We start from the raw sequence: 19,896 nt of genomic DNA on the forward strand, positions 1-19,896 counted from the left end.
ATGCTTGACGGTCCCTCCACCCTGGCTCCTACATACCTCGTAGGAGCCGGGAGGAACATACAAGCCATGCTCGACTGGCCCTCTGTAGAGTCGAGCCATGCTCGACTGGCCCTCTGTAGAGTCGAGCCATGCTCGACTGCTTCCTGAGCAGCCGGGTACGGGCCCGGCTCTACACAACACTGCCGGCAACCGTCACCATGGCGGGCCCGCTTTCTTTCCAGGATGGTTGCAGTGCTGAGTACGATCGGTTTGTTGATGGGCCTGTATGTGGCCTGGCGCCTGTTCTGGCCACTACGCATGCCCATCTGGATGAAGGTCGTGCTGTCGCTGCTGCTGGTGAGCGTTGCCGTGCAGCTGCGCATCGTCGCCGTGTTCTGGGGCACGATGGCCTCGCCGGAGATACCGAAGCTGGCCATCGCCAAGCTGGCCACGGGTTCGACTGCCGTACTGCTGCTGGCGCTGTTCCTGCTGGTGCTGGACGCGGGCCTGTTGGTGTCGCGCATCCTGCGCAGGCCACGTGCTGTATCGGCGTTGCGCGCGCCGAAGCTGCGCCCGGCGGCGGGTGTGCTGGCGCTGCTGGTCAGTGGCTTTGGCGTCAGCCAGGGCATGGCCGTCCCCAAGCCTCGGCAGATCGAGGTGAGCATCGCCGGCTTGCCGGCCGCGTTCGATGGCTATCGCGTGCTGCAGTTGACCGACATCCATGCCAGCCGCCTGCTGACCGGTGAGTGGGTGCGCAGGGTGGTGGACGACAGCAACGCACTGAAGCCGGACCTGATCGTGATCACTGGCGATCTGATCGACGGCAGTGTCGAGGCCCGTCGCGAGGACGCGCGTCCGTTGGCCGACCTGCAGGCGCCGGATGGCGTCATTGCCATCACCGGCAATCACGAGTACTACGCGCAGTATCAGGACTGGATGCAGGCGTTCCGCGCGCTGCACATGCAGGTGCTGGAGAACAGTCATCTGCAGGTACGACGCGGTGACGCGGCGCTGACCATTGCCGGCGTCACCGACCCGGTGGCCGCACGCTACGGTCTGCCGCTGCCGGACCTGGAGGCCGCGCTGGCTGGCGCCGATCCGGGCGCGCCGGTGATCCTGCTCGACCATCGCCCGCGCAACGCACGCGAGGCTGCCGCACGCGGGGTGAAGCTGCAGCTGTCCGGGCATACACATGGCGGCCAGATCATTGGCATGGACCAGCTGGTGAAGCGCGCCAATGGCGGTTATGTGTCCGGGCGTTACGAGGTGGATGGCATGACACTGTACGTGAGCAATGGTGCTGGCCTGTGGGCCGGTTTCCCGGCACGCATCGGCGTTCCTTCGGAGATCACCCTGATCACCCTGCGCCGCGCCCCGTGACCCCTGACAAACCACAGGGAAGGAACCATGTCCCATCCCCGCGCACCCATGGAACGTCTGATCCGCGCCAATGCGGACGAGATCAATCGGCTGCGCCAAGCCATCCGCGAAGCCGCTGGCGCGCGCTGGCGTGGCCCGGAAGAAGTGCAGCGGCACACGGCAGCCTGCGCGGAATACAACCAGCGCTATGAACAGCTTGCGTTCCCGGGTGGCTACGCCAATGCACTGAAGCAACTGGCTGAGCAGGATCCGAACACGGTGGATGTCGTGCTGACCTTCCTTGAGGTGCGCCCGTACTTCTTCCGTTCCGGATATATGTGGAAGACGCTGCTGAAGCGTGTGCAACGGGCACCGATGGGTGTGAAGCAGCAGGCCCGGATGCAGAAGATCCTCGATGCCTACGCTGCCTATCGCGCCACACGTGACGGCTGATGGGGACGACATGATGGGGTCAGATCCCTTCGCCTTTGGCAAAGGGATCTGACCCCGGCCCGTCAGGCCGCTCGCAGCGGCGGCCGCGCATGCGCACTTCGACGCAGCGCTTGCGCCCGCTTGGCGATCCAGCGCACCACGAAGGCGGTGAACAGCAGCGCCGACGGCACCGCATACCAGAAGTTGCCCGGCACGCGCTTGAAGTACGAGTAGGTGAAAACCGCCGCGATGATCCACATGCCGGTGACGTGCAGGCGACGCCAGGCTGTGGGTCCCATGCGCCGGGCGAGCCCCCGATGCGAGGTGATGGCCAGCGCCAGGATGGCGATGTAGCCCACCGTGCCCGGGAGGTTGGCCAGCGCTGAGCGTGCTGGCCAGAATGCCGGGTTGAGGATGCCGAAACTGGTGATGGCGATGGCATGCAGCAGGTGCGAGAACGCGAAGGACAGGCCGATGATGCGCCGTTCGCGCAGCAGGAACCGGGTGAACGGGCTGGGCAGCAGGCTGGCGAACGACGATGCCGTGAACGCTGCCAGGAACAACAGGAACGATGTGCGTGCAGTGACCCGGATCGCGGCTCGGCTGCCTTCGGCCGCATCGGGATACAGGGCGAAGGCCGCCAGCGCGAAGGCGATCAGGACCACCGCCACGGACACGAACAGGCGCCAGCCGTGCAGGAAGGGAGTATTGGATGCAGCCATGGTGAGACCTCGAAGTAGGGGGGCGGTAGTGCCGGCCGCTGGCCGGCAATCTCAGAAAGCAGGCAATGCGACCAGCACGCCCGCCGCGCACAGCTCGCCCAGAACAGGCACGCAGGCAATGCGCAATGCGTCCGCTGCCTCGCCATGTGTTTCGGACAGCAGCTGCAGTGCTTCATCCACCGACGCGCTGTCGTCACCGAACACCGACAGCAGCGCGTAGGCCGGCGGTGACAGTTCCTCGGTCTGCAGGCTGAAATCGGCGAGGCGCTGGATCACCAGCAGCGTGGGAGCCGTGCTCAACACCGGCTCCAGCGCCCCGTCCTCATGTACTGGCCACTGGTAGCCAAGCACCCGCACCAACGGCGAAACCGCCAGCACATCATTGCCTACGGGAGCGCGCTGCAGCGGCCGCCCGCCGTCACGCGTTTCAATGTGCAGCGACTGCTGCGTGCTCTCGTAGTGCGCCAGTTCTGCTGCCCAGCCCGGCAGTGCCAGCGTGTCCTGCACTGCCAGCCAGGCCGCGAACTCGCCGGCGATCCGTGGGAACAACGGGGTGTGACAGATGTGGCTGGCGTAGTAGTGCTCCACGATGTCGCGCCAGCGCGACGTGCCCAACTGTTGCTGCAGTCGCGGCAGGCTGCTGGCCAGCAGGGTGTCCAAGCTGTCGATGCACAGGCGGCGGTAGACCGCCATCCGCCGCGCCTCGATGCCATCGGGTGCGGTCTTTGCAGGGTCGCGCACATGATCGGCCCAGCGCCGTTGCAGGGTCGCCAGCGACTCAGCCATGGGCCACCTCGGGCCAACGTGCCTCGGCCTGCGCCTGGCGGATCTGCCCGACCTCGGCCAGCAATTCGGCAAGCGGGGGGAAGTTGAAGTCGCGTTCGAGCAGCGTGGGGCGAACGCCCACCCGCGCATAGGCCTCGCGCAACAGTGCCCAGACCACGCCTTTCACCGGTGCACCATGGGTATCGATCTTGAAGCCATCGTCTTCATCGAAGTGGCCCGCCACATGCAGCGAGGCGACGCGGTGGGCCGGCACGCGGGCCAGGAATTCGAAGGCGTCATAACCATTGTTGCAGGCGTTGACGAAAACGTTGTTGACGTCCAGCAGCAGGTCGCAGTCGGCTTCGGCGAGCACGGCGTTGATGAAGTCGATCTCGCTCATGTCCGCGCCGGCAACGGCGTAGTAGGAGATGTTCTCCACGGCGATGCGTCGGCCCAGCATGTCCTGCACCTGGGCGATGCGACCGGCGATATGGTGAACGGCCTCGGCGGTGAACGGCAGCGGCAGCAGGTCGTAGACGTGGCCACCGGCAGCGCAGTAGCTCAGGTGTTCGCTGTACAGCTGCACCTGGTGCAGGTCGAGGAAGGCACGCGTCTGGGCCAGCAGGGTGCGGTCCAGCGGATCAGGACCGCCCAAAGAAAGCGACAGGCCGTGGCAGGTCAGGGGGTGGCGTTCGCTCAACCTGCGCAGCGCTGCACCGTGTGCACCGCCGACGCCGATCCAGTTGTCGGGCGAAACTTCGAGGAAGTCGATGGCACCGGCCGGCATGGCCAGCAGTTCGTCGATCAGGCCACGACGCAGGCCAAGACCGGCGGCATTGGAAGGCAGGGGCAGGGTCATGACGGTTGCTCCAGGGAGAGGGCGCCGCCTCGGAGGCGGCGCCGGTTGAACGTCGATCAATCGGCGACGCGGGAGAACAGGCCCTTCGGCATCGGCTTGCCGTTGGCGGTGTAGACGCTGCGCAGGTAGTCGTGCGCTTCCTGCTCGCTGATGTAGCCGTCGTGGTCGGTGTCGATGCGGTCGAACTCGGCGGCACGCTTGGCGGCCACGGCGTTGAACTCGGCACGCGAGACCCGGCCATCGTGGTCGCGGTCGGCGCGGGCAAACGAGGCGTCGCCGCACTTGCCTTCGCCACACTGGCCCTCGGCCACCTTGGCCTTGCCGGCGGGCTTGCCGGTGGCGGTCTTGTTGGCCCCGCACTTGCCTTCACCGCACTTGCCTTCGGCGGCGGCGCTCATGGCCACGGCACTGATCGCCAGTGGCTGGATCGCCGTGGCCTGGCCGGCCAGCAGCAGGCCACCGGCCAGGGCGATGCCGACGGCACCGATGCGCGGCAGGCGGGAGGAGAGGGTGTTCTTGGTCGAGACAGACATGGTGGTGACTCCTTGGGAATGCACGCGGGGCGTGCGGGATGGACGCCGCTTGAAGGCGACGGAAACGAAGGGAAGAAGCGCGGTGAAGGGGCGAAGCGGATCAGGCGTTGCGGCGACGGCGCAGTACGTAACCCACCAGCAGCACACCACCGAGCAGGGCGCCGCCGAAGCCGATGCCGGGCAGCAGCGCGGCAACCGGCAGCAGCAGGGCGATCAGGCTGACGCCCCAACCCAAGCCGTCATTGCCAACGGGGGCGTGCTGTGAGCCGGCCAGCAGTCGGTCCACGCTGAGTGCGCCACCGCCGTTGAGGATCAATGGCAGCAGCATGGCCAGGAACAGCAGCGGCAGCTTGAAGTTGCCGTAGCCCTGGTCGGTGATCGCATAGCCCTGCCAGAGTTCACCCAGGCTGTTCCACTGGTCGGGCCAGTGCACGGCGGCGATGGCGACCACGGTCAGCACCCAGAACACATAAGCCACCGAGCGCGTGGCCAGGCCGAGCAGCAGCATCACTGCACCCACCAGTTCCAGCCAGGTGGCCAGCTGCCAGTTCAGTGATGCGGGCAGGGTGGAGAATGGGAATGGGAAGCGACCTTCCAGGTCGGCGAACCAGTTCTGGCCGCCCAGCTTTTCGCGGCCGGATTCAAAGAACTCCCAGGCCAGCAGGATGCGCAGCGCCAATGGCGAGAGCCAGCGGCCTACGGCGTCCAGGCGGGGGGTATACACGGAAGAGGCGGTGCTGATCATGGTGGTGTCCTGCGGGCCAGTGGTCGGTGGAGGCCATTTCAGGCGGCGCAGGTATCGGCAACGTGTGCCGTTCCCCCCGGTTTTGTCAGCGACTGTGGCCGCGGCCGGGGTTTCGTACAGTCAGATACAAAGACGATGTGTCGAGGCACATCGGGGCGGTGCGCGCCCGCGTGCGGGCAGCGATATCCACCCGGTAGCGCCCGGCCGGGCCCGGCGCCCGAATGTATCCCACTGTAGAAACCCGCCTGCGCCCTACAGTCCGGTACAACTCCGCGCCGCGGAGAAACAGCGGTGATACACCGGCAGGCGGAAATGGCCACTCCCAACACCGGAGTGCCACCCATGATCCGTACCTCGTTGCTTGCCGCTGCTCTCGCCCTTGCCGGCGCAGCCGCCCCCGTCTTCGCCAGCCAGGCCGATACCGCTGCACCGCCCACCGTCATCCTGGTGCACGGCGCCTTCGCCGATGGCTCCAGCTGGAGCAAGGTCATCAGTACCCTGCATGACTGGAAGCTGCCGGCGGTGGCCGTACAGAATCCGCTCACCTCGTTGGCCGACGACGTCGCCGCCACCCGTCGCGCCATTGCCGCCGCACCGGGCAAGGTCGTGTTGGTCGGCCACAGCTGGGGCGGCACGGTCATCACCGAAGCGGGCGATGACCCGAAGGTGCAGGCGCTGGTGTACGTGGCCGCGTTCGCACCGGATGCCGGGCAGTCATCGGCACAGCAGGGCGAGGGCTTCCCGGTCGGTCCGGGCCTGGCCCGACTGCAGGAGAGGGATGGCTACCTGACCTTGCCTGCCGATGCCATCGCCCAGGACTTCGCGCCGGATGTGATGAAAAAATCGGCCGCGCTGCTGTACAGCACGCAGGTCCCGTTGAAGGCCAGCGCGTTGGGCGAGGTGGTCAACGTTGCGGCGTGGCGCAGCAAGCCGAGCTGGTACGTGCTCAGCCGTGATGACCGCATGCTGTCGCCGCAGCTGCAGGCCGCCACCGCACGCCGCATCGGCGCACAGCTGCAGTCGATCGGCAGCAGCCACGTGTCGCTGCTTTCGCATCCGGCGCAGGTGGCCGACAGCATCCTGGAGGCGGCAGGCGTGAAGCCGGCCGAACTGCCGCTGGCCGAGCAGGGGGGCTGAGCGATGGCCGCACTGCGAGGGTATGCACTGCCCCTGCTGCTGGGCTTGCTGGGTGGAGCGGCGTTGCTGCTGGCATGGCCCGGCGCGGATGCTGGCGCGCAGCCACTCGACGCAGCACCGAAGGCGGGGTTCGACGGTGGCGGGCCCTGGCACAACAGCCCACCGCTCACACTGAAGCAGTTGCAGGGGCAGGTGGTGCTGGTCGAGTTCTGGACCTACACCTGCAGCAACTGCCTCAACGTGGCGCCCTATGTCCACCAGTGGCATGCGCGATACGCGTCGCAGGGCCTGAGGGTGATCGGCGTGCATACACCGGAATTCGCCTATGAAGGGCTGCCCGGCAACGTGCGCAAGGCCATCGTACGGTTGGATATCACCTGGCCGGTGGTGCAGGACAACCAGTACCGGATCTGGAACGCGTGGGGCAACCGCTTCTGGCCCGCGCTGTACCTGCTCGACCGGCAGGGGCGGGTGGTCTACCGCCATTACGGCGAGGGCGACTACGCACGTACCGAAAGCGAGATCCAGCGCCTGCTGGCCAGCCCCTGAGCCGCGCTACCATGGCCGCGCCGCGCGGCGCTGTCCCCCTGCCTTCATCGAGAACGCAATGAACCATGTACCGCACATCCTGGTCGTCGACGATGACAGCGAGATTCGCCAGATGCTGGCCGACTACCTGCAACGCAACGGCCTGCGCGTGAGCCAGGCCGACGGTGGCCGGGCCATGCGCGCGCTGATGGATACCCATGCCGTGGATCTGGTGGTGCTGGACGTGATGATGCCGGGCGAGGACGGCCTGAGCCTGTGCCGCAACCTGCGCGCCGGCAAGCATCGTGCGGTGCCGGTGGTGCTGCTGACCTCCCGCGACGACGAGACCGACCGCATCATCGGCCTGGAAATGGGCGCTGACGACTACGTGACCAAGCCCTTCTCTTCGCGCGAACTGCTGGCACGCATCAATGCGGTGATCCGCCGCACCCGGATGCTGCCGCCGAATCTGCAGGTGAGCGAAGCAGGTCGCCAGCTGGCCTTCGGCGAGTGGCGCCTGGACACCACCGCACGCCACCTGCTGGATGCGCAGGACACCGCCTATCCGCTCAGTGGCGCCGAGTTCCGCCTGCTTCGCGTGTTCCTCGATCACGCCAATCGGGTGCTCAGCCGCGACCAGCTGCTCAGCCTCACCCAGGGCCGCGATGCCGAACTGTTCGATCGCTCGATCGACCTGCTGGTCAGCCGCGTGCGGCAGCGCCTGGGTGACGACGCACGCGAGCCGACCTACATCAAGACCGTGCGCAGCGAAGGCTATGTGTTCAGCGTGCCGGTGCAGTTGCTGGGACCGGACGAATGAACACCACCGCACGCCGTCCACGCTGGCCGCGCACGCTGTCGGCGCGGCTGCTGCTGGTGTTGCTGGGCGGACTGGCCCTGGCCCACGCACTGTCCTTCGGTCTGCTGTTCTTCGAACGCTACCAGTCCACCCGCAGCATGATGCTGCGCAACCTCGATGAAGACGTGGCCGTGAGTGTCGCGCTGCTGGAGCACCTGCCCGAGGACCAGCGCGATGCCTGGGTGCCGCGGCTGGAGCGACGCACCTACCGTTACCTGCTGCGCCCGGCTGCGGCTGGGCCGGGACTGCAGACCGATCGTGCACGCCAGGTCACGGCGATCATCGACGACAGCCTGCAGCACCGCTATCCGTTGCAGGCGCGCCAGGTGGCTCGCCTGCCGGAGCGGTTCGAGGTGGAACTGCGCCTGCACGACGGCACACCCTTGACCATTGAAGTCACTCCGTCGGGCCTGCCGCTGGCACGTTGGCTGCCCGCCGTGCTGCTGGTGCAGCTGGCGCTGCTGCTGGTGTGCGCGTGGTTGGCGGTGCGCCTGGCCATGCGCCCGCTGCAGCAGCTGTCGCATGCGGTGGAGCATCTGCAGCCGGGCAAGGACGGGCCTGCACTGCCTGAAGACGGCCCTGCGGAAGTGGGCGGCGCGGCGGCCGCACTCAATGCACTGCAGGCACGCATTCGTGGCCATGTCAGTGAGCGCCTGCAGATCCTGGCCGCGATCTCGCACGACCTGCAGACCCCCATCACGCGCATGAAGCTCCGGGTGGAGACCCTGCCTGAAGACAGCACCCAGCAGCGGCTGCTGGCCGACCTCGACCACCTGGGTCAACTGGTGCGTGAGGGCGTGGCCTATGCGCGCAGCAGCCACGTCGCCAGTGGCGCGCCGGTGTCGATGGACCTGGGCGCGTTCCTGGCCAGTGTGGTCGGCGATTACGAGGACATGGGCAAGCCGGTCAGTGGTGGTGCGCCCGCTGGACTGGTCGTGCAGACCTGGCCGCAGCCGCTGCGCCGGGTGGTCGGCAATCTGGTCGACAACGCGTTGCGCTACGCCGGTGCCGCCGAGATCGAGGCGGGCCGCGATGAGGCCGGAAGGGTGTGGATCGGAATTTCCGACCGTGGCCCCGGCATTCCCGAGGGCCAGCTGCAGGCAGTGCTGGCGCCGTTCCACCGGCTGGAAAGCTCGCGCAATCGCGATACCGGCGGGACCGGCCTGGGCCTGGCCATCGCGGTGCAGCTGGCACAGTCGCTGGGCGGCTCGCTGCGGTTGCACAACCGCGAGGGGGGCGGCCTGCGGGCGGAGCTGCAGCTGCCGGGGTAATTGGCGGGGTCGGATCCCTTTGCGGGAGCAAAGGGCTCTGACCCCGATGTGGGATTTGCGACGTTCCTGCATGGTACCGGGATCGGCGATCATCTCCAGCGAGTGTTGAAACCAGGGACCACCACGCAATGCAGGGACGCCGTTCTTCAATCTGGCACGCACGCCGTGTCGCGCTGCTTATCAGCGCAGGGTTGCTGGTGGCCTGCCAGCGCTCGCCGGAGGTATCGGCCGAACACGCGCCTGCAGACCCACCGGCGGTGATGCCGACCGCCACCACCGATCTCTCCCCGCTGCTGGATGCCCTGCCGACCTGCGCGCTGGACGGCTGGTACATCGATCAGCAAACCGACCGCCCGGCGCACCCCTGGTTGGCTGCGAACGCACCAAAGCCCTGCAAGGAGGACGAGGAGAACGAGATCGCCACGTTCTGCGTGCAGGGGCTGTGGAAGGGGTTGCCGGTGGAAGAGGTGATCCTGCCGACGATGACGTTCGTCTCGTTCCGTGGGGCCAGGATTGCCTTGCCGTTGGAGAAGGCGCGTTCAATCGCCCACCAGCACCTGGGGCAGGACTTCCCGGGTGGCGCGGCTTACGAAGCGGGCCGCGAACCGAAGCTGATGGCTGATCCTGAAGATGCGCAGCGCTCGTGGCTGCTGTGCAGCACGCCGGAGCCGGGAGATGACGCGGGCAGCCAGGCAGGCGTGAGCTATTCCGGCATGAACCTGCCCTACGACCACGACGGTTGCAGCTACCGCTACAGCCCGGTCGACTTCTGCGATGCGCGGCACCGGGCCGCCATTGAAGAAGCTCTCCAGCATCAGAAGCCCAATTTCAACCAGCACTATCTGCTGGTACAGGTCGATGATCGTCCCGGGTACTTCCAGCGCACGCTGGTGCTGGTCGACACCCGCACCGGACGCGCCACGCCATTGCCGATCGATGCCTTCACCGGCCCGGCGGGGAAGGGCGGAGACGCCACCGGCTACGGGACCCTGGAAACGGGTGTGGACCAGCAGCAGTTCTGCCTCGATGGCGCGTTGCTGGTCTACCGCGTGTTCGAGGAAGGGCGCTTCTGTTTCGGCTTTGACGGTGAGCGTTTCACCGGCCATGAAACCCAGTACATGCAGGCGACGGACAGCCGATGACCGGTATTTCACCCCGGCCGTGACATCCTCCCCGAACCTGCGCAACCGGGATCGAGGCTGTTGAAGGCGAACACGCAATGACTGCCGAGCGGCAGCGCTCGATGTGGGTGGCCGGCCTGTCCACGGTGGTGGAGTGGTACGACTTCACCTTGTACCTGTACTTCGCCACGGTGCTGTCGCGGGTGTTCTTCGGTGGTGGCGAGCAGGCGCTGCTGGTCACCCTGGCCGGCTTTGCGGTGTCCTACCTGATGCGCCCGCTGGGCGCACTGTGCTTCGGCCACCTGGGGGACCGGCTGGGCCGGCGTTGGATGCTGCTGGCATCGATGGCCTTGATGGCAGCGGCGATGCTGGCCACCGCGCTGCTGCCGACAGCGGCCACGGCGGGCACTACGGCGGGCGTGCTGCTGCTGGTACTGCGCTGCGTGATGGCATTTTCGGTGGGCGGTGAGTACACCGGCGTGGTGGCGTACCTGCTGGAAAGCGCACCAGCACGGCGACGCGGCCTGGTGACCTCGCTGGCATCGGCGGCCAGCGAGGTGGGCGCGCTGCTGGCGGTGGCGATCTCGGCGCTTACGGTTGCGCTGCTGCCCACGGCGCAGCTGGACAGCTGGGGCTGGCGCATTCCGTTCTTCTTCGGTGCCGCGCTGGCACTGGTGATCCTGGTTGCGCGCTCGGGCATGCACGAATCGCCGGAGTTCGAACGCCAGCGTCGCGAGGGCAGTATTCCGGCTACGCCGCTTCGCCACGTATTGCGTAACCACCCGCTGGCAGTAGCGCGCACGTTTGCGATCTCGGCGCTGGGATCGATCACTTATTACGTCGGCATCACCTATGTGCCGGCATTCCTGCATGCGCAGGGTCATGACGAAGGTGATGCACTGTGGCTGTCGACGATTGCGGCAGTGGCGGTCATTGCGATCACGCCGCTGTGCGGCGCATTGTCCGACCGCGTCGGGCGACGCCCGATGCTGCTGGGTCTGACTCTGCTGGCGGCGCTGCTGCCGTTGTCCCTGTTCGCGTGGATGGCGGAGGCGACGGCGCTGGGCATCGGGCTGGCGGCGGTGCTGCTGGCCTGCGTGGCCGGTGGCGTGAGCGCGGTCGCGGCCCCGGCTACGGCCGAGCAGTTCCCGGGCGAGGGCCGGGTCAGCGGGCTGGCACTGGGGGTGACCATGGCCACCGCCTTCTTCGGCGGAGCAACACCTTGGCTGGCGCAATGGTGGGTGGAGCGCAGTGGCTGGGCGGCCGCGCCGGGCGCGATGATCGCGCTGGTGGCGGTGCTGGTGCTGCCGGTGCTGTGGACCCTGCCCGAGACGGTCCCGGGCAGGGCCAAGCGCTAGCGGGTCAGACCTTCAGGGTCTGCTCGATGTCGGCCAGTACCGCGGCCGCATCCACGCCGATGGCAATCGACTGCACCACGTGGCCATCCCACACGCTGGGACCGAACGCCAGGCCTTCCGGCTTGGGAATGGTCATGCCGCGGGCGACACCGTCGGTGGCCACATGCACGCTGGCGCGCTCGAACTGGAACAGCTCCGGGCGGGTCAGCGCGATGCACGCGCAGCAGTCGTGCACGACCATGCCCTTGTGGCCGGCCTGCAGGTAGAAGTCCACGTAGTCCTGCGACAGCGCACGGACCAGCCCGGCGTCGGCACCGCCGATGACCGCCAGCTTGTCCAGGCCGTCACGGTCCATTTCCACGCGGGTGGTCACGTCCAGACCGATCGCAGTAACCGGCCAGCTGGCGGTGAACACCACGTCGGCGGCTTCGGCATCGCCCCAGATGTTGGCCTCGGCGGCAGGGGTGATGTTGCCGTTGACGTGGAAAGCGCCACCCATGATCACCACGCCGCGCACCAGGCCGGCGATGTCCGGGGCCTGCTGCAGGGCCAGGGCCAGGTTGGTCATGCGGCCGACCGCGACCAGGGTCACTTCGCCCGGATGTGCGCGGACCAGGTCGATGATTAGCTGGTGGGCCGGGCGCGCATCGGCGGCCACGTCCAGGTGGGCGGGCACCGGGTGGTTTCCCAACCCGTTGTGGCCATGGATGTGCACCGGCCAGGCTTCCGGGGTGGCTTCCGGCTGCAGCGGGCCACCGGCACCGCGCGCGACCGGAGCGGCAAAGCCCCAGGCCTGCTTCAGGTACAGCGCATTGTGCGTGGTCGACTCCACCGAGGCGTTGCCGAAGGTGGTGGTGACGCCGATCAGGTCGATCTGGGCGTGCTTGTGCAGGTACAGCAGGGCCAGGGCGTCGTCGACGCCCGGGTCGGTATCGAAAATGACTTTCAGCATGTTGTTGTTCTTCTTCTTCCGTGTGGTGCGGGGGGCGCCGGCGGCCACGGGGCAGGCCGGCGCGCCCTACATTGTCCCATCTTCATGACAGGCAGGGCCATTGCCGGGGTGGCAGGCCATAATGCCCCCAGTCCAGGCACGGAGTCGCCGAATGCTGATCGTTACCCTTCTGCTGGTCCTGCTGGTGCTGGGCCTGAACGTGGTGGCCACCGTGGTGATCGCGCAGCGCGACGGCCTGTCGGCGGGCGGCCGGACGGTGCAGCTGCTGCTGGTCTGGCTGCTGCCGCTGGTCGGCGCGATCCTGTGCATGGCAGTGGCCACGGCCGATGGCTCACCCGCGCGGAGCGATGGCAGTGGCGGTGGGCCCGCCGATTTTTCCGGCGGCTATTCCGGGGACAGCCACAGTCATCACAGCTACAGCAGCTCCGACTGTGGAAGCGACGGCGGCAGCAGTGACGGTGGTGGTGGCAGCTGCAGCGATTGAGGTCTCTGTAGAGTCGAGCCATGCTCGACTGCACTTCGCTCCAACGCCGCGGTGCCTGATCGAAAGGAAGTCGAGCATGGCTCGACTCTACAGAACAGCGGTTGGCTGCGGCCGGTAGTGCCGGCCGCTGGCCGGCAACCCCAACAGCTCAGCCGCCGCCTTCGGTCGGCAACGGCGCCGGTACGTTCAGCAGCCCTCCCGCCGCCACATAGGCGGCCAGTGCCTGGCCCTGGCTCAGCAGATGGCGTTCCATGGTGCGTTCGGCAGCCTGCGCGTCGCGGCGGCGGAAGCATTCCATCAGCTCGCGGTGTTCGGCCAGCGACTGCGCGGTGCGGCCCGGGGTCAGCAGCTGACGGCCACGATGCATCTTCAGGATGCGGTGCAGGTCGTGGGTGATGCGGATCAGCCACGGGTTGCCCGCGTAATGCTGCACGGTTTCGTGGATCAGGTAGTTGTTGCGGTAGTACTCGGCGATGTTGCCCTCGGCCGCAGCCGCTTCCATCGCTGCATGCAGATCTTCGAGCTGCTGCACGCCGGCATCGTCGATGTGCCTGACCGCCTCATGCGCGCAGCGGCCTTCCAGCATCGCCATCACCGGGAACAGCTGGTTGAGGTCTTCCAGCGTCAGTCGCGTGACCCGGCTGCCACGACCCGCATCGATCTGCACCAGGCCTTCGGCGGCCAGCAGCTTCAGCGCCTCGCGCAGGGGCGTGCGGCTGATGCCCAGTTCTTCGCACAGCGCGGGCTCGTCGATCCATTCTCCCGGCGGCAGCCGGTAATCGTAGATGCGCTCGCGCACGTGTTCGGCCACCTCTTCGTACAGGGGTGCGCGCTTCTTCGGTGACCGCGGGGCAGGGGCAATGGCCATGGTGGAAGTGTACCGCCAGGTAGTGCCGGCCGCTGGCCGGCAACCCATGATCGCTGGATGGCTTCATGAGAGTGCCGGCCAGCGGTCGGCACTACCGCTGGGCGGTTACATCCAGCCCGGCACCACGAACACCAGCCAGGCCAGCAGCGGTCCGAGCGCAACCACCAGGCCGCTGTACACCAGGAAGCGGCGGAACAGGGTCTCGCGTTCTTCCTTCGCGGCCGAGGCCACAACCAGTGCGCCATTGGTCGAGAACGGGCTGACATCGACGATGGTGGATGACACCGCCAGCGCGCAGATCACGCCGGCGGCGCTGAGGTGGCCCTGCATCAGGAACGGCACCGCCAATGGGATCGTCGCGCCGAGTACCGCTGCCGACGAAGCGAATGCGGAAACGATGCCGCCGACGTAGCAGACCAGCAGCGCACCGAGCAGCGGGATGCCGATGTCGGAGACACCGTTGCCGATGAAGTCCACCGCGCCGGCATGTTCCAGCACGCCGATGTAGGTCACCACGCCGCAGATCAACAGCACGGTGGACCAGCTGATGCCATCGACCGCCCCCTTCTGGCTTTGTGGCGACAGCAGCGCCAGCGCCACCGCCACGGTGATCGAGACCAGGCCGACGTTGAGGTTGTAGATCAGCGCGGCCACGCCCAGGCCGAGCAGGCCGATCAGGGTGAACAACCGCTCGCGGGTCAGGTTCACCGCATCCAGTGCCACCGGATCATTGCTGAGCGTGCCGCCGCCTGCCGCGACCAGCGCGCCATGACCTTCGATCGCGAACTGGCGCGACGACGCCTGCGGGCCACCGGCCATCGCCAGCTCGGCATTGCCGAGCGTTCCTACTGCGGTGATCGAGCCACGGCGCAGCAGGGCGATGCCACCAAAGGCGAAGAAGCAGATCGTCGCCATCATGAAGTTGAAGCCCAGACTGGTCAGGAACACCGCCATCTCGGTCACTTCCAGCCCGGCCTTCTGCACCACGCCATTGGTGATGCTGCCGTACACGCTGATGGGTGAGAAGCCGCCCGCCTGCGCACCATGGATGACCAGCAGGCCCATCATCAGTGGATTGATGTTGTACTGCTTGGCAAAGCGCAGCGCGACCGGGCCGATGATCGCGACCGCCGCCGGGCCCAGTGCACCGAACGCAGTGAGGACCGCGGTGATCACGAACATCACCCACGGAATGGCCACGATATGGCCGCGAACGGCTTTCACTGCCCAGTGCACCAGCAGGTCGATGGTGCCGTTCTTCTGCGCGATGGCGAACAGATAGGTGATGCCGACCAGGGTCAGGAACAGATCGCCGGGAAAGCCGGCCAGGACCTCCTTGCCGCCCATGTCGACCCACAGTCCGCCGATGATGAAGGCCAGCGCGAAGGCGACGGCACCCATGTTGATCGGCATCGCGGTGGCGACGATGAACATGATCACCAGACCGATGATCGTTGCGATTTGTGGACTCATGCGCCCTCCCAGACACGTGACTCACGTACAGCGCGGATGGAGACCCGCCATCCCGGGGTAAGGCGACGTACTGCGTGTTGCGTGATACGTACTGCTCGAACCCGTTACTGCAGCCGCTCCAGCGCGCTGCGGACCCACGCCGCGGCGCCTTCAAGGCTCTGGAACTCTTCCACCGCGCGCACCTCGCAGCACGGATAGGCCGGCGCGACCATGCGCGCCAATGCGTTGCCCGGGCCCAGCTGCAGGAACACCCGCGCGCCACGCTCGAAGGCCTGGCGCATCACCTGCGCCCATTCGATGGTCTGCGCGAGCTGCGCCGACAGCGTGTGGACTGCCGTTGCGCGATCCCGCACCGGTCGCGCATCGATGCCGGCCAGCAGCGGCAGGCGTGGGGCCTGCAGTGGCGAGGCGTCGAGTGCGGCAGCGAACGGTGCGACCGCCGCTGTCAGCAACGGTGTGTGTGCAGGCACGTGCACCGGCAGTGGACGGATGTCCGCACCCTGCGGCCGCGCGGCATCGGCCAGCCGCTGTAATGAGGCGTGCGTGCTGCCCACGATGAAATGGTCCTGCCCGTTGGCGATGGCCACGTGCGCTCCGTGCAGATCGCACAGCGGCTGCAGTACATGGCGTTCCAGGCCAAGCACTGCCTGCAGGCCCGCATCGGCGGGGCTGGCACTGTCCATCAACAGCGCGCGCTGCGCAGCCAGGGCAAGGCAGGTGGCCGCATCGACGCCGCTGGCGATGGCATGTGCGGCCAGCTCGCCGATGCTGTAACCCGCGATCACCGTCGGCGTTGGCAATACCTCACGCAGGCCCTGCCAATGCGCCAGGCTTGCTGCGCACAGCAGTGGTTGCGCCCGCACATTGTCGAAGCGGTCGTCGGCCGCCGCAGCGGCGAATACATCGCGGCCGAGCAGTTCGCTCGTGGCATCGAGCACCGGCCGCGCGGCAGCTAGATCGCGCACGCGATTGAACATCGCCGCGTGCTGCGCGCCTTGGCCAGGGCAGAGCAGGGCCAGGCTCATGCCTGCTCCTGCTGCAGCAGGAACACGCTGCAGGCCAACAGGTCTGCGCTGCCGCCCGGGCTCAGCCGGCGCATGACGAAGCCGTCACCGATGCGACGCAGATGTACCTGCCAGTCCGGCGCGAAGGTGCCACCGGCGTCCAGGAAGGTGCGTGCCTGCCGCTGGGCCCAGCGCAGGCCGTCGGCGCCGCCCCGGTGCAGCAGGTTGAGGTCATCCACGCACGCGATCAGCTGCATCAGGGTCTGGCACATCGCGGCCTCGCGTGGCAGGCCGCGGGCCAGTGCGTGGCGCAGGGCAGGCAGTGCCACTTCGCGCAGCAGCGGGTAGCCGGCGGCCGCTTGTTCGCGCACACCTTGCACGCCGTGCCGTGCACGCGCGCGCTGGCCAGGGCTGTTCGCATCCAGAGGCGCGGCGGCGAGCTCGGGCGCCCAACGGCGCACTTCCTGGCAGACCTGCTCGGCTGCGGCGACACGGCCCGCGCGGCCCCAGCAGGCAGCGGACGCGGCCACCAGCAGGCCAAGGCTGAAGATCGCACCGCGATGGGTGTTGATGCCCGCAGTGGCGTGCAGCATCGATATCTCGGCGGCGATGCCATGCCGCCGCAGCGTCTGGAACGGCGCCGCGCTGGCACCGGCGTCGGCCACGGCGATGAAATAGTGGCGCAACGCGAACAGGCTGCGCAGGAAGGTGCCGGCATCCATGTCGTGGTGGCTGCCGCGATCGAACGGTGTAACCAGTCCCGGTTTGGGGGCAAGGGCCAGTTCGGCGTGCAGGCTGGCGATGGCAAGGCGCCCCAGGCGCGCGCTGTCCACCGCCGGGGTGGACCGGGCGACGCGCTGCACGACAGCGTTCATGCGACAACTCCAGTGGCGTTGAACACGGCCTCGCGCAGTTCCAGAGCGGCACCATCAATGCGTTTGACCAGTACTTCGCGGCTGCGACCGGCGTATTCGCGCCAGTTCACCGCGCCACCATCCACCAGGCACAGTTCGCCATCCACGCGATGCCCATAGGCGCTTTCCCAGTGCTGCAGGCGTTCGACCAGCAGGTCGGCCTGGCGCGCGTCATCCACCTGCCACAGCAGGTCGATGTCCGAGCGCGGGTGCAGATAGGGCAGTCCGCTGAGGTGCTGCCATGCGAAGGCGCCGAATACGCGGGCCGGTGCAAGCCGCAGCATTGCCTGCAACGCCGCCTGCCAATCCGCCGGAACGCCGCCGGCGAGAACGTGATCCAAGGGAGGGGGAGGCTGCAGCTGCTGGACGTCCTGCAGGGCCACGCGCAGCGCCAGCCGTTGCTTGCCTTCGCTTGGCGGTAGCGGTACCCCCAGGCGCAGCCGAGGGTCGGGGTCGTCCGCCGCACAGCGCGCCACCATGGCCGGCAGGCCCTGCGCGAACCACGCTGCCAGGCGTGGTTCCTGTGCAGTCACGTCAGCCCGCCAGTCGGCATCGGCCGACAGCCAGGCCAGCGTGTGGCGGGCGGGCCGCTCAGGCATCGCCGTGGGCCACCGCAGATGAAACGCCTGCGGCCAGGGCACGACCGCCGCGCTGTGCGCCGCGTGCGGCACGCAGGTCGCCTTCGGCGGGCGTGCGCAGCGCCTGCAGCAGGTGCTGGGTAAGATCGCCCTCCCACAGCGATTCCACCGCACCCATCGCCACGTAGTTCTCCACGCCCGGCGCGAACACCGGCGAGGTCTGGCTGAGTGCCTGCAGTTTCTCCAGCGGTTGCTTGGTCACCCGCGCCATCGCGCGCAGGTCCATCACCCGCACCTGTGCATCGGGCAGGGCGTGGATGTGGTCGGCCATCAGGCCGAATGAGAGGAAGCCGCCACTGACGGATTCACCATAGACCAGCGTGACAAGCCGCGCGCCACGTCGACGCGCGAGATCCAGCGTCTGTGCCAGATGCGCGAAACAGCCGTTGATGCCAAGCAGTTCGTCGCGCCGCGCCAGGCGCTGGCCAGCGGTGTCCACCAGCATCACGATCGGTCGCTGGGGATGCGCGGCGGTGCTGGCAAGCACGGTTTCGGCCAGTGCCAATGCGTGGTCCACGCCGACTTCGAGTTTGTCGGCGGTACCGATCACGGTCACCTCGCCATCCTCGGTGGTGGCGCTGCCGGTCAGCACCGAATCGTTCACGGCAATGGCATGCCCATGCGGGAACAGGGCATCGAGCAGGGTCTGCAGCGGCATGCTCATGGCAGGCTCCGGTCGGCGGTGGCGATGAGGAACGCATCGGTGTCGAGCAGCGGCAGTCGCTCGGGGGCAGTGATACCTAGCCGCGCCCAGATCTCCAGGCCATCGCGGCAATCGCCCCAGGCCTTCACGCGCGCCTTCAGTGCCGCATGGCGTTCCTGCAGCGCGGCCAGTGCAGTATCTGGATCGGTGCTGCTGGTATCGGGCTGCAGCGCATTGCTGGCAGCCTGCGCGAACGCCTCGATGGCATCGGGCACCAGCACCTGTGCCTGGTCGATCAGGTAGCGGTGCTTGCCTCCCGTTACGCGCCAGACCAGCGCACGATCGCGGGAATCGAACTCTTCCACACCACGCACGGTCTCGATTACTTCCGGCCCGGACAGTGACAGCCGGCCTTCCTCGGACATGACCACCGTGCTGCAGCAGCGGGCGACGATGCCCATGCCACCGAATGCGCCGTTGCCGCTGCCGATCAACGCCACCACGGGGACGCCTGCAGCGCGCGCATCCAGCGTGGCGCGCATGACCTCGGAAATGGCGATGAGCCCTGCATTGGCTTCGTGGAGGCGCACGCCACCGGTATCGAGCATCAGCAGCACACCGTCAGGTCGGGTTTCCGCTGCACGGTGCAGCAGCCCGGTCAACTTGGCGCCGTGCACCTCGCCCACGCCGCCGCCCATGAATTCACCCTGCTGTGCGGCCAGCAGCACGCGTCGGCCGCGCAGTGTGGCTTCGCCGACAACGATACCGTCGTCGAACGCCGCGGGCTGGTCGAGCTGTGCCAGGTGCGGGCTCATCATCCGCCGCGTAGGGCCCAGGAATTCACGGAACGAGCCGGCGTCGATCAGCCCGGCGATGCGCTCGCGTGCATCGGCTTCGTAGTAACTGTGGCGCTGCGTCCGGTTCATCGTGGATCTCCAGCAAGCAGCGTTTCCACCGCCTGGTCCAGGCGCAGGCTGACCACCGCCGGCGTGGCGCCGGCGTCGTTGATCGAGATGCGTACATCGCGCAGTGGATGGCGCTGTGCGAAATCACCGATCACCGCCTCCCAGACGCGGCCAAAGCCCTGCGCGGCGGTGATGATGCGCACCGCCATCGCGCCGTCCAGTGCGGCCGGTTCCAGCAGGATTTCCAGATTGCCCGAGGCCAGTACGCCGACCAGCACTGCATCGCGCGGAAACTGCACCGCCGTGTGTCCTTCGAATCGATAGTCGAGGGTTTCCATGCTCAGCCC

At 67.5% G+C, this 19,896-nt stretch carries 23 protein-coding genes; 9 read left to right on the forward strand and 14 right to left on the reverse strand.

The genetic code is table 11. The annotated features are described in order from the left end of the window. Nucleotides 1-222 precede the first annotated feature (222 nt). Together ACX9OT_RS20160 and ACX9OT_RS20165 are read left to right on the forward strand one after the other, a co-directional pair. A complete protein-coding gene (locus ACX9OT_RS20160; RefSeq protein ID WP_459003404.1) occupies nucleotides 223-1,359 on the forward strand; it encodes a metallophosphoesterase in 1,137 nt (378 codons plus the stop codon). 27 nt (nucleotides 1,360-1,386) lie between these two features. Further along, on the forward strand, nucleotides 1,387-1,791 hold the full coding sequence (locus ACX9OT_RS20165; RefSeq protein WP_458075034.1) for a hypothetical protein: 405 nt from the start codon (nucleotides 1,387-1,389) through the stop codon (nucleotides 1,789-1,791). Nucleotides 1,792-1,853: 62 nt separating this feature from the next. Here ACX9OT_RS20165 and ACX9OT_RS20170 read toward each other — a convergent pair whose 3' ends face one another. The 5 genes from ACX9OT_RS20170 to ACX9OT_RS20190 form a co-directional block, all read right to left on the reverse strand. Then, a complete protein-coding gene (locus ACX9OT_RS20170) occupies nucleotides 1,854-2,492 on the reverse strand; it encodes a ferric reductase-like transmembrane domain-containing protein (protein WP_049422757.1) in 639 nt (212 codons plus the stop codon). Nucleotides 2,493-2,543: 51 nt separating this feature from the next. Beyond that, nucleotides 2,544-3,278, reverse strand: coding sequence for an HvfC family RiPP maturation protein (locus tag ACX9OT_RS20175; protein ID WP_049461799.1), 735 nt, complete (start codon nucleotides 3,276-3,278; stop codon nucleotides 2,544-2,546). Continuing rightward, the gene (locus ACX9OT_RS20180) at nucleotides 3,271-4,116 is read right to left on the reverse strand and encodes an HvfB family MNIO-type RiPP peptide maturase (protein ID WP_049422759.1); all 846 of its coding nucleotides are present in this window, start codon (nucleotides 4,114-4,116) and stop codon (nucleotides 3,271-3,273) included. Before ACX9OT_RS20180 ends, ACX9OT_RS20175 begins: the two co-directional genes overlap by 8 nt. Before the next feature lie 56 nt (nucleotides 4,117-4,172). Beyond that, nucleotides 4,173-4,649: an HvfA family oxazolone/thioamide-modified RiPP metallophore gene (locus ACX9OT_RS20185; protein ID WP_459003408.1), complete on the reverse strand. Its 477-nt coding sequence runs from the start codon at nucleotides 4,647-4,649 to the stop codon at nucleotides 4,173-4,175. 100 nt (nucleotides 4,650-4,749) lie between these two features. Further along, nucleotides 4,750-5,394, reverse strand: coding sequence for an HvfX family Cu-binding RiPP maturation protein (locus ACX9OT_RS20190; protein WP_458075037.1), 645 nt, complete (start codon nucleotides 5,392-5,394; stop codon nucleotides 4,750-4,752). Nucleotides 5,395-5,736: 342 nt separating this feature from the next. On the opposite strand from ACX9OT_RS20190, the gene ACX9OT_RS20195 reads away from it, so the two are divergent. The 6 genes from ACX9OT_RS20195 to ACX9OT_RS20220 all read left to right on the forward strand — a co-directional run bounded on the left by ACX9OT_RS20195 (nucleotide 5,737) and on the right by ACX9OT_RS20220 (nucleotide 11,668). Continuing rightward, nucleotides 5,737-6,531 (forward strand): alpha/beta fold hydrolase, encoded by a 795-nt coding sequence (locus ACX9OT_RS20195; RefSeq protein WP_459003410.1) that lies wholly within the window; start codon nucleotides 5,737-5,739, stop codon nucleotides 6,529-6,531. A 3-nt stretch (nucleotides 6,532-6,534) separates the two neighbouring features. Then, on the forward strand, nucleotides 6,535-7,080 hold the full coding sequence (locus ACX9OT_RS20200; RefSeq protein WP_107433627.1) for a redoxin family protein: 546 nt from the start codon (nucleotides 6,535-6,537) through the stop codon (nucleotides 7,078-7,080). A 58-nt stretch (nucleotides 7,081-7,138) separates the two neighbouring features. Further along, nucleotides 7,139-7,879, forward strand: coding sequence for a response regulator (locus ACX9OT_RS20205; RefSeq protein WP_459003413.1), 741 nt, complete (start codon nucleotides 7,139-7,141; stop codon nucleotides 7,877-7,879). Then, nucleotides 7,876-9,189, forward strand: a complete 1,314-nt coding sequence (locus ACX9OT_RS20210) for a sensor histidine kinase (protein ID WP_071227777.1) — start codon at nucleotides 7,876-7,878, stop codon at nucleotides 9,187-9,189. Before ACX9OT_RS20205 ends, ACX9OT_RS20210 begins: the two co-directional genes overlap by 4 nt. Before the next feature lie 128 nt (nucleotides 9,190-9,317). Then, nucleotides 9,318-10,331, forward strand: coding sequence for a hypothetical protein (locus ACX9OT_RS20215; RefSeq protein ID WP_107433626.1), 1,014 nt, complete (start codon nucleotides 9,318-9,320; stop codon nucleotides 10,329-10,331). 77 nt (nucleotides 10,332-10,408) lie between these two features. Beyond that, on the forward strand, nucleotides 10,409-11,668 hold the full coding sequence (locus tag ACX9OT_RS20220; RefSeq protein WP_459003416.1) for an MFS transporter: 1,260 nt from the start codon (nucleotides 10,409-10,411) through the stop codon (nucleotides 11,666-11,668). Nucleotides 11,669-11,672: 4 nt separating this feature from the next. On the opposite strand, the gene ACX9OT_RS20225 is transcribed toward ACX9OT_RS20220, so the two are convergent. After that, a complete protein-coding gene (locus ACX9OT_RS20225) occupies nucleotides 11,673-12,620 on the reverse strand; it encodes a nucleoside hydrolase (RefSeq protein WP_459003418.1) in 948 nt (315 codons plus the stop codon). 151 nt (nucleotides 12,621-12,771) lie between these two features. Between ACX9OT_RS20225 and ACX9OT_RS20230 the strand changes: the two genes are divergently transcribed. Continuing rightward, nucleotides 12,772-13,104 carry a hypothetical protein gene (locus ACX9OT_RS20230; RefSeq protein ID WP_107433624.1) on the forward strand — a complete coding sequence of 111 codons (333 nt, stop codon included), beginning with the start codon at nucleotides 12,772-12,774 and terminating at the stop codon, nucleotides 13,102-13,104. A gap of 148 nt (nucleotides 13,105-13,252) precedes the next feature. Here the strand turns inward: ACX9OT_RS20230 and ACX9OT_RS20235 are convergent, their stop codons facing one another. The 8 genes from ACX9OT_RS20235 to mdcC form a co-directional block, all read right to left on the reverse strand. Further along, nucleotides 13,253-13,972, reverse strand: coding sequence for a GntR family transcriptional regulator (locus ACX9OT_RS20235; RefSeq protein ID WP_107433623.1), 720 nt, complete (start codon nucleotides 13,970-13,972; stop codon nucleotides 13,253-13,255). A gap of 105 nt (nucleotides 13,973-14,077) precedes the next feature. After that, nucleotides 14,078-15,445 (reverse strand): SLC13 family permease, encoded by a 1,368-nt coding sequence (locus ACX9OT_RS20240; RefSeq protein WP_459003420.1) that lies wholly within the window; start codon nucleotides 15,443-15,445, stop codon nucleotides 14,078-14,080. A 104-nt stretch (nucleotides 15,446-15,549) separates the two neighbouring features. Continuing rightward, nucleotides 15,550-16,470 carry a malonate decarboxylase subunit epsilon gene (mdcH, locus tag ACX9OT_RS20245; protein ID WP_459003422.1) on the reverse strand — a complete coding sequence of 307 codons (921 nt, stop codon included), beginning with the start codon at nucleotides 16,468-16,470 and terminating at the stop codon, nucleotides 15,550-15,552. After that, nucleotides 16,467-17,324 (reverse strand): triphosphoribosyl-dephospho-CoA synthase MdcB, encoded by an 858-nt coding sequence (gene mdcB, locus ACX9OT_RS20250; protein WP_459003424.1) that lies wholly within the window; start codon nucleotides 17,322-17,324, stop codon nucleotides 16,467-16,469. The genes mdcH and mdcB overlap by 4 nt, the downstream gene beginning before the upstream one ends. Continuing rightward, a complete protein-coding gene (gene mdcG, locus ACX9OT_RS20255; protein ID WP_149909360.1) occupies nucleotides 17,321-17,962 on the reverse strand; it encodes a malonate decarboxylase holo-[acyl-carrier-protein] synthase in 642 nt (213 codons plus the stop codon). Before mdcG ends, mdcB begins: the two co-directional genes overlap by 4 nt. Beyond that, the gene (gene mdcE / locus ACX9OT_RS20260; protein ID WP_459003459.1) at nucleotides 17,955-18,659 is read right to left on the reverse strand and encodes a biotin-independent malonate decarboxylase subunit gamma; all 705 of its coding nucleotides are present in this window, start codon (nucleotides 18,657-18,659) and stop codon (nucleotides 17,955-17,957) included. Before mdcE ends, mdcG begins: the two co-directional genes overlap by 8 nt. A 2-nt stretch (nucleotides 18,660-18,661) precedes the next feature. After that, nucleotides 18,662-19,570 (reverse strand): biotin-independent malonate decarboxylase subunit beta, encoded by a 909-nt coding sequence (locus tag ACX9OT_RS20265; protein ID WP_459003426.1) that lies wholly within the window; start codon nucleotides 19,568-19,570, stop codon nucleotides 18,662-18,664. Then, on the reverse strand, nucleotides 19,567-19,887 hold the full coding sequence (gene mdcC, locus ACX9OT_RS20270) for a malonate decarboxylase acyl carrier protein (protein ID WP_459003428.1): 321 nt from the start codon (nucleotides 19,885-19,887) through the stop codon (nucleotides 19,567-19,569). Before mdcC ends, ACX9OT_RS20265 begins: the two co-directional genes overlap by 4 nt. Nucleotides 19,888-19,896: the final 9 nt, after the last annotated feature.

The sequence above is a fragment of the Stenotrophomonas genospecies 3 genome, from assembly GCF_054473855.1.

Excerpts from the sequence above, each read along its gene's own strand:
- ACX9OT_RS20160 (WP_459003404.1), top strand. The coding sequence starts at position 223 with ATGGTTGCAGTGCTGAGTACGATCGGTTTGTTGATGGGCCTGTATGTG.
- ACX9OT_RS20165 (WP_458075034.1), top strand. The coding sequence starts at position 1,387 with ATGTCCCATCCCCGCGCACCCATGGAACGTCTGATCCGCGCCAATGCG.
- ACX9OT_RS20170 (WP_049422757.1), bottom strand. The coding sequence starts at position 2,492 with ATGGCTGCATCCAATACTCCCTTCCTGCACGGCTGGCGCCTGTTCGTG.
- ACX9OT_RS20175 (WP_049461799.1), bottom strand. The coding sequence starts at position 3,278 with ATGGCTGAGTCGCTGGCGACCCTGCAACGGCGCTGGGCCGATCATGTG.
- ACX9OT_RS20180 (WP_049422759.1), bottom strand. The coding sequence starts at position 4,116 with ATGACCCTGCCCCTGCCTTCCAATGCCGCCGGTCTTGGCCTGCGTCGT.
- ACX9OT_RS20185 (WP_459003408.1), bottom strand. The coding sequence starts at position 4,649 with ATGTCTGTCTCGACCAAGAACACCCTCTCCTCCCGCCTGCCGCGCATC.
- ACX9OT_RS20190 (WP_458075037.1), bottom strand. The coding sequence starts at position 5,394 with ATGATCAGCACCGCCTCTTCCGTGTATACCCCCCGCCTGGACGCCGTA.
- ACX9OT_RS20195 (WP_459003410.1), top strand. The coding sequence starts at position 5,737 with ATGATCCGTACCTCGTTGCTTGCCGCTGCTCTCGCCCTTGCCGGCGCA.
- ACX9OT_RS20200 (WP_107433627.1), top strand. The coding sequence starts at position 6,535 with ATGGCCGCACTGCGAGGGTATGCACTGCCCCTGCTGCTGGGCTTGCTG.
- ACX9OT_RS20205 (WP_459003413.1), top strand. The coding sequence starts at position 7,139 with ATGAACCATGTACCGCACATCCTGGTCGTCGACGATGACAGCGAGATT.
- ACX9OT_RS20210 (WP_071227777.1), top strand. The coding sequence starts at position 7,876 with ATGAACACCACCGCACGCCGTCCACGCTGGCCGCGCACGCTGTCGGCG.
- ACX9OT_RS20215 (WP_107433626.1), top strand. The coding sequence starts at position 9,318 with ATGCAGGGACGCCGTTCTTCAATCTGGCACGCACGCCGTGTCGCGCTG.
- ACX9OT_RS20220 (WP_459003416.1), top strand. The coding sequence starts at position 10,409 with ATGACTGCCGAGCGGCAGCGCTCGATGTGGGTGGCCGGCCTGTCCACG.
- ACX9OT_RS20225 (WP_459003418.1), bottom strand. The coding sequence starts at position 12,620 with ATGCTGAAAGTCATTTTCGATACCGACCCGGGCGTCGACGACGCCCTG.
- ACX9OT_RS20230 (WP_107433624.1), top strand. The coding sequence starts at position 12,772 with ATGCTGATCGTTACCCTTCTGCTGGTCCTGCTGGTGCTGGGCCTGAAC.
- ACX9OT_RS20235 (WP_107433623.1), bottom strand. The coding sequence starts at position 13,972 with ATGGCCATTGCCCCTGCCCCGCGGTCACCGAAGAAGCGCGCACCCCTG.
- ACX9OT_RS20240 (WP_459003420.1), bottom strand. The coding sequence starts at position 15,445 with ATGAGTCCACAAATCGCAACGATCATCGGTCTGGTGATCATGTTCATC.
- mdcH (WP_459003422.1), bottom strand. The coding sequence starts at position 16,470 with ATGAGCCTGGCCCTGCTCTGCCCTGGCCAAGGCGCGCAGCACGCGGCG.
- mdcB (WP_459003424.1), bottom strand. The coding sequence starts at position 17,324 with ATGAACGCTGTCGTGCAGCGCGTCGCCCGGTCCACCCCGGCGGTGGAC.
- mdcG (WP_149909360.1), bottom strand. The coding sequence starts at position 17,962 with ATGCCTGAGCGGCCCGCCCGCCACACGCTGGCCTGGCTGTCGGCCGAT.
- mdcE (WP_459003459.1), bottom strand. The coding sequence starts at position 18,659 with ATGCCGCTGCAGACCCTGCTCGATGCCCTGTTCCCGCATGGGCATGCC.
- ACX9OT_RS20265 (WP_459003426.1), bottom strand. The coding sequence starts at position 19,570 with ATGAACCGGACGCAGCGCCACAGTTACTACGAAGCCGATGCACGCGAG.
- mdcC (WP_459003428.1), bottom strand. The coding sequence starts at position 19,887 with ATGGAAACCCTCGACTATCGATTCGAAGGACACACGGCGGTGCAGTTT.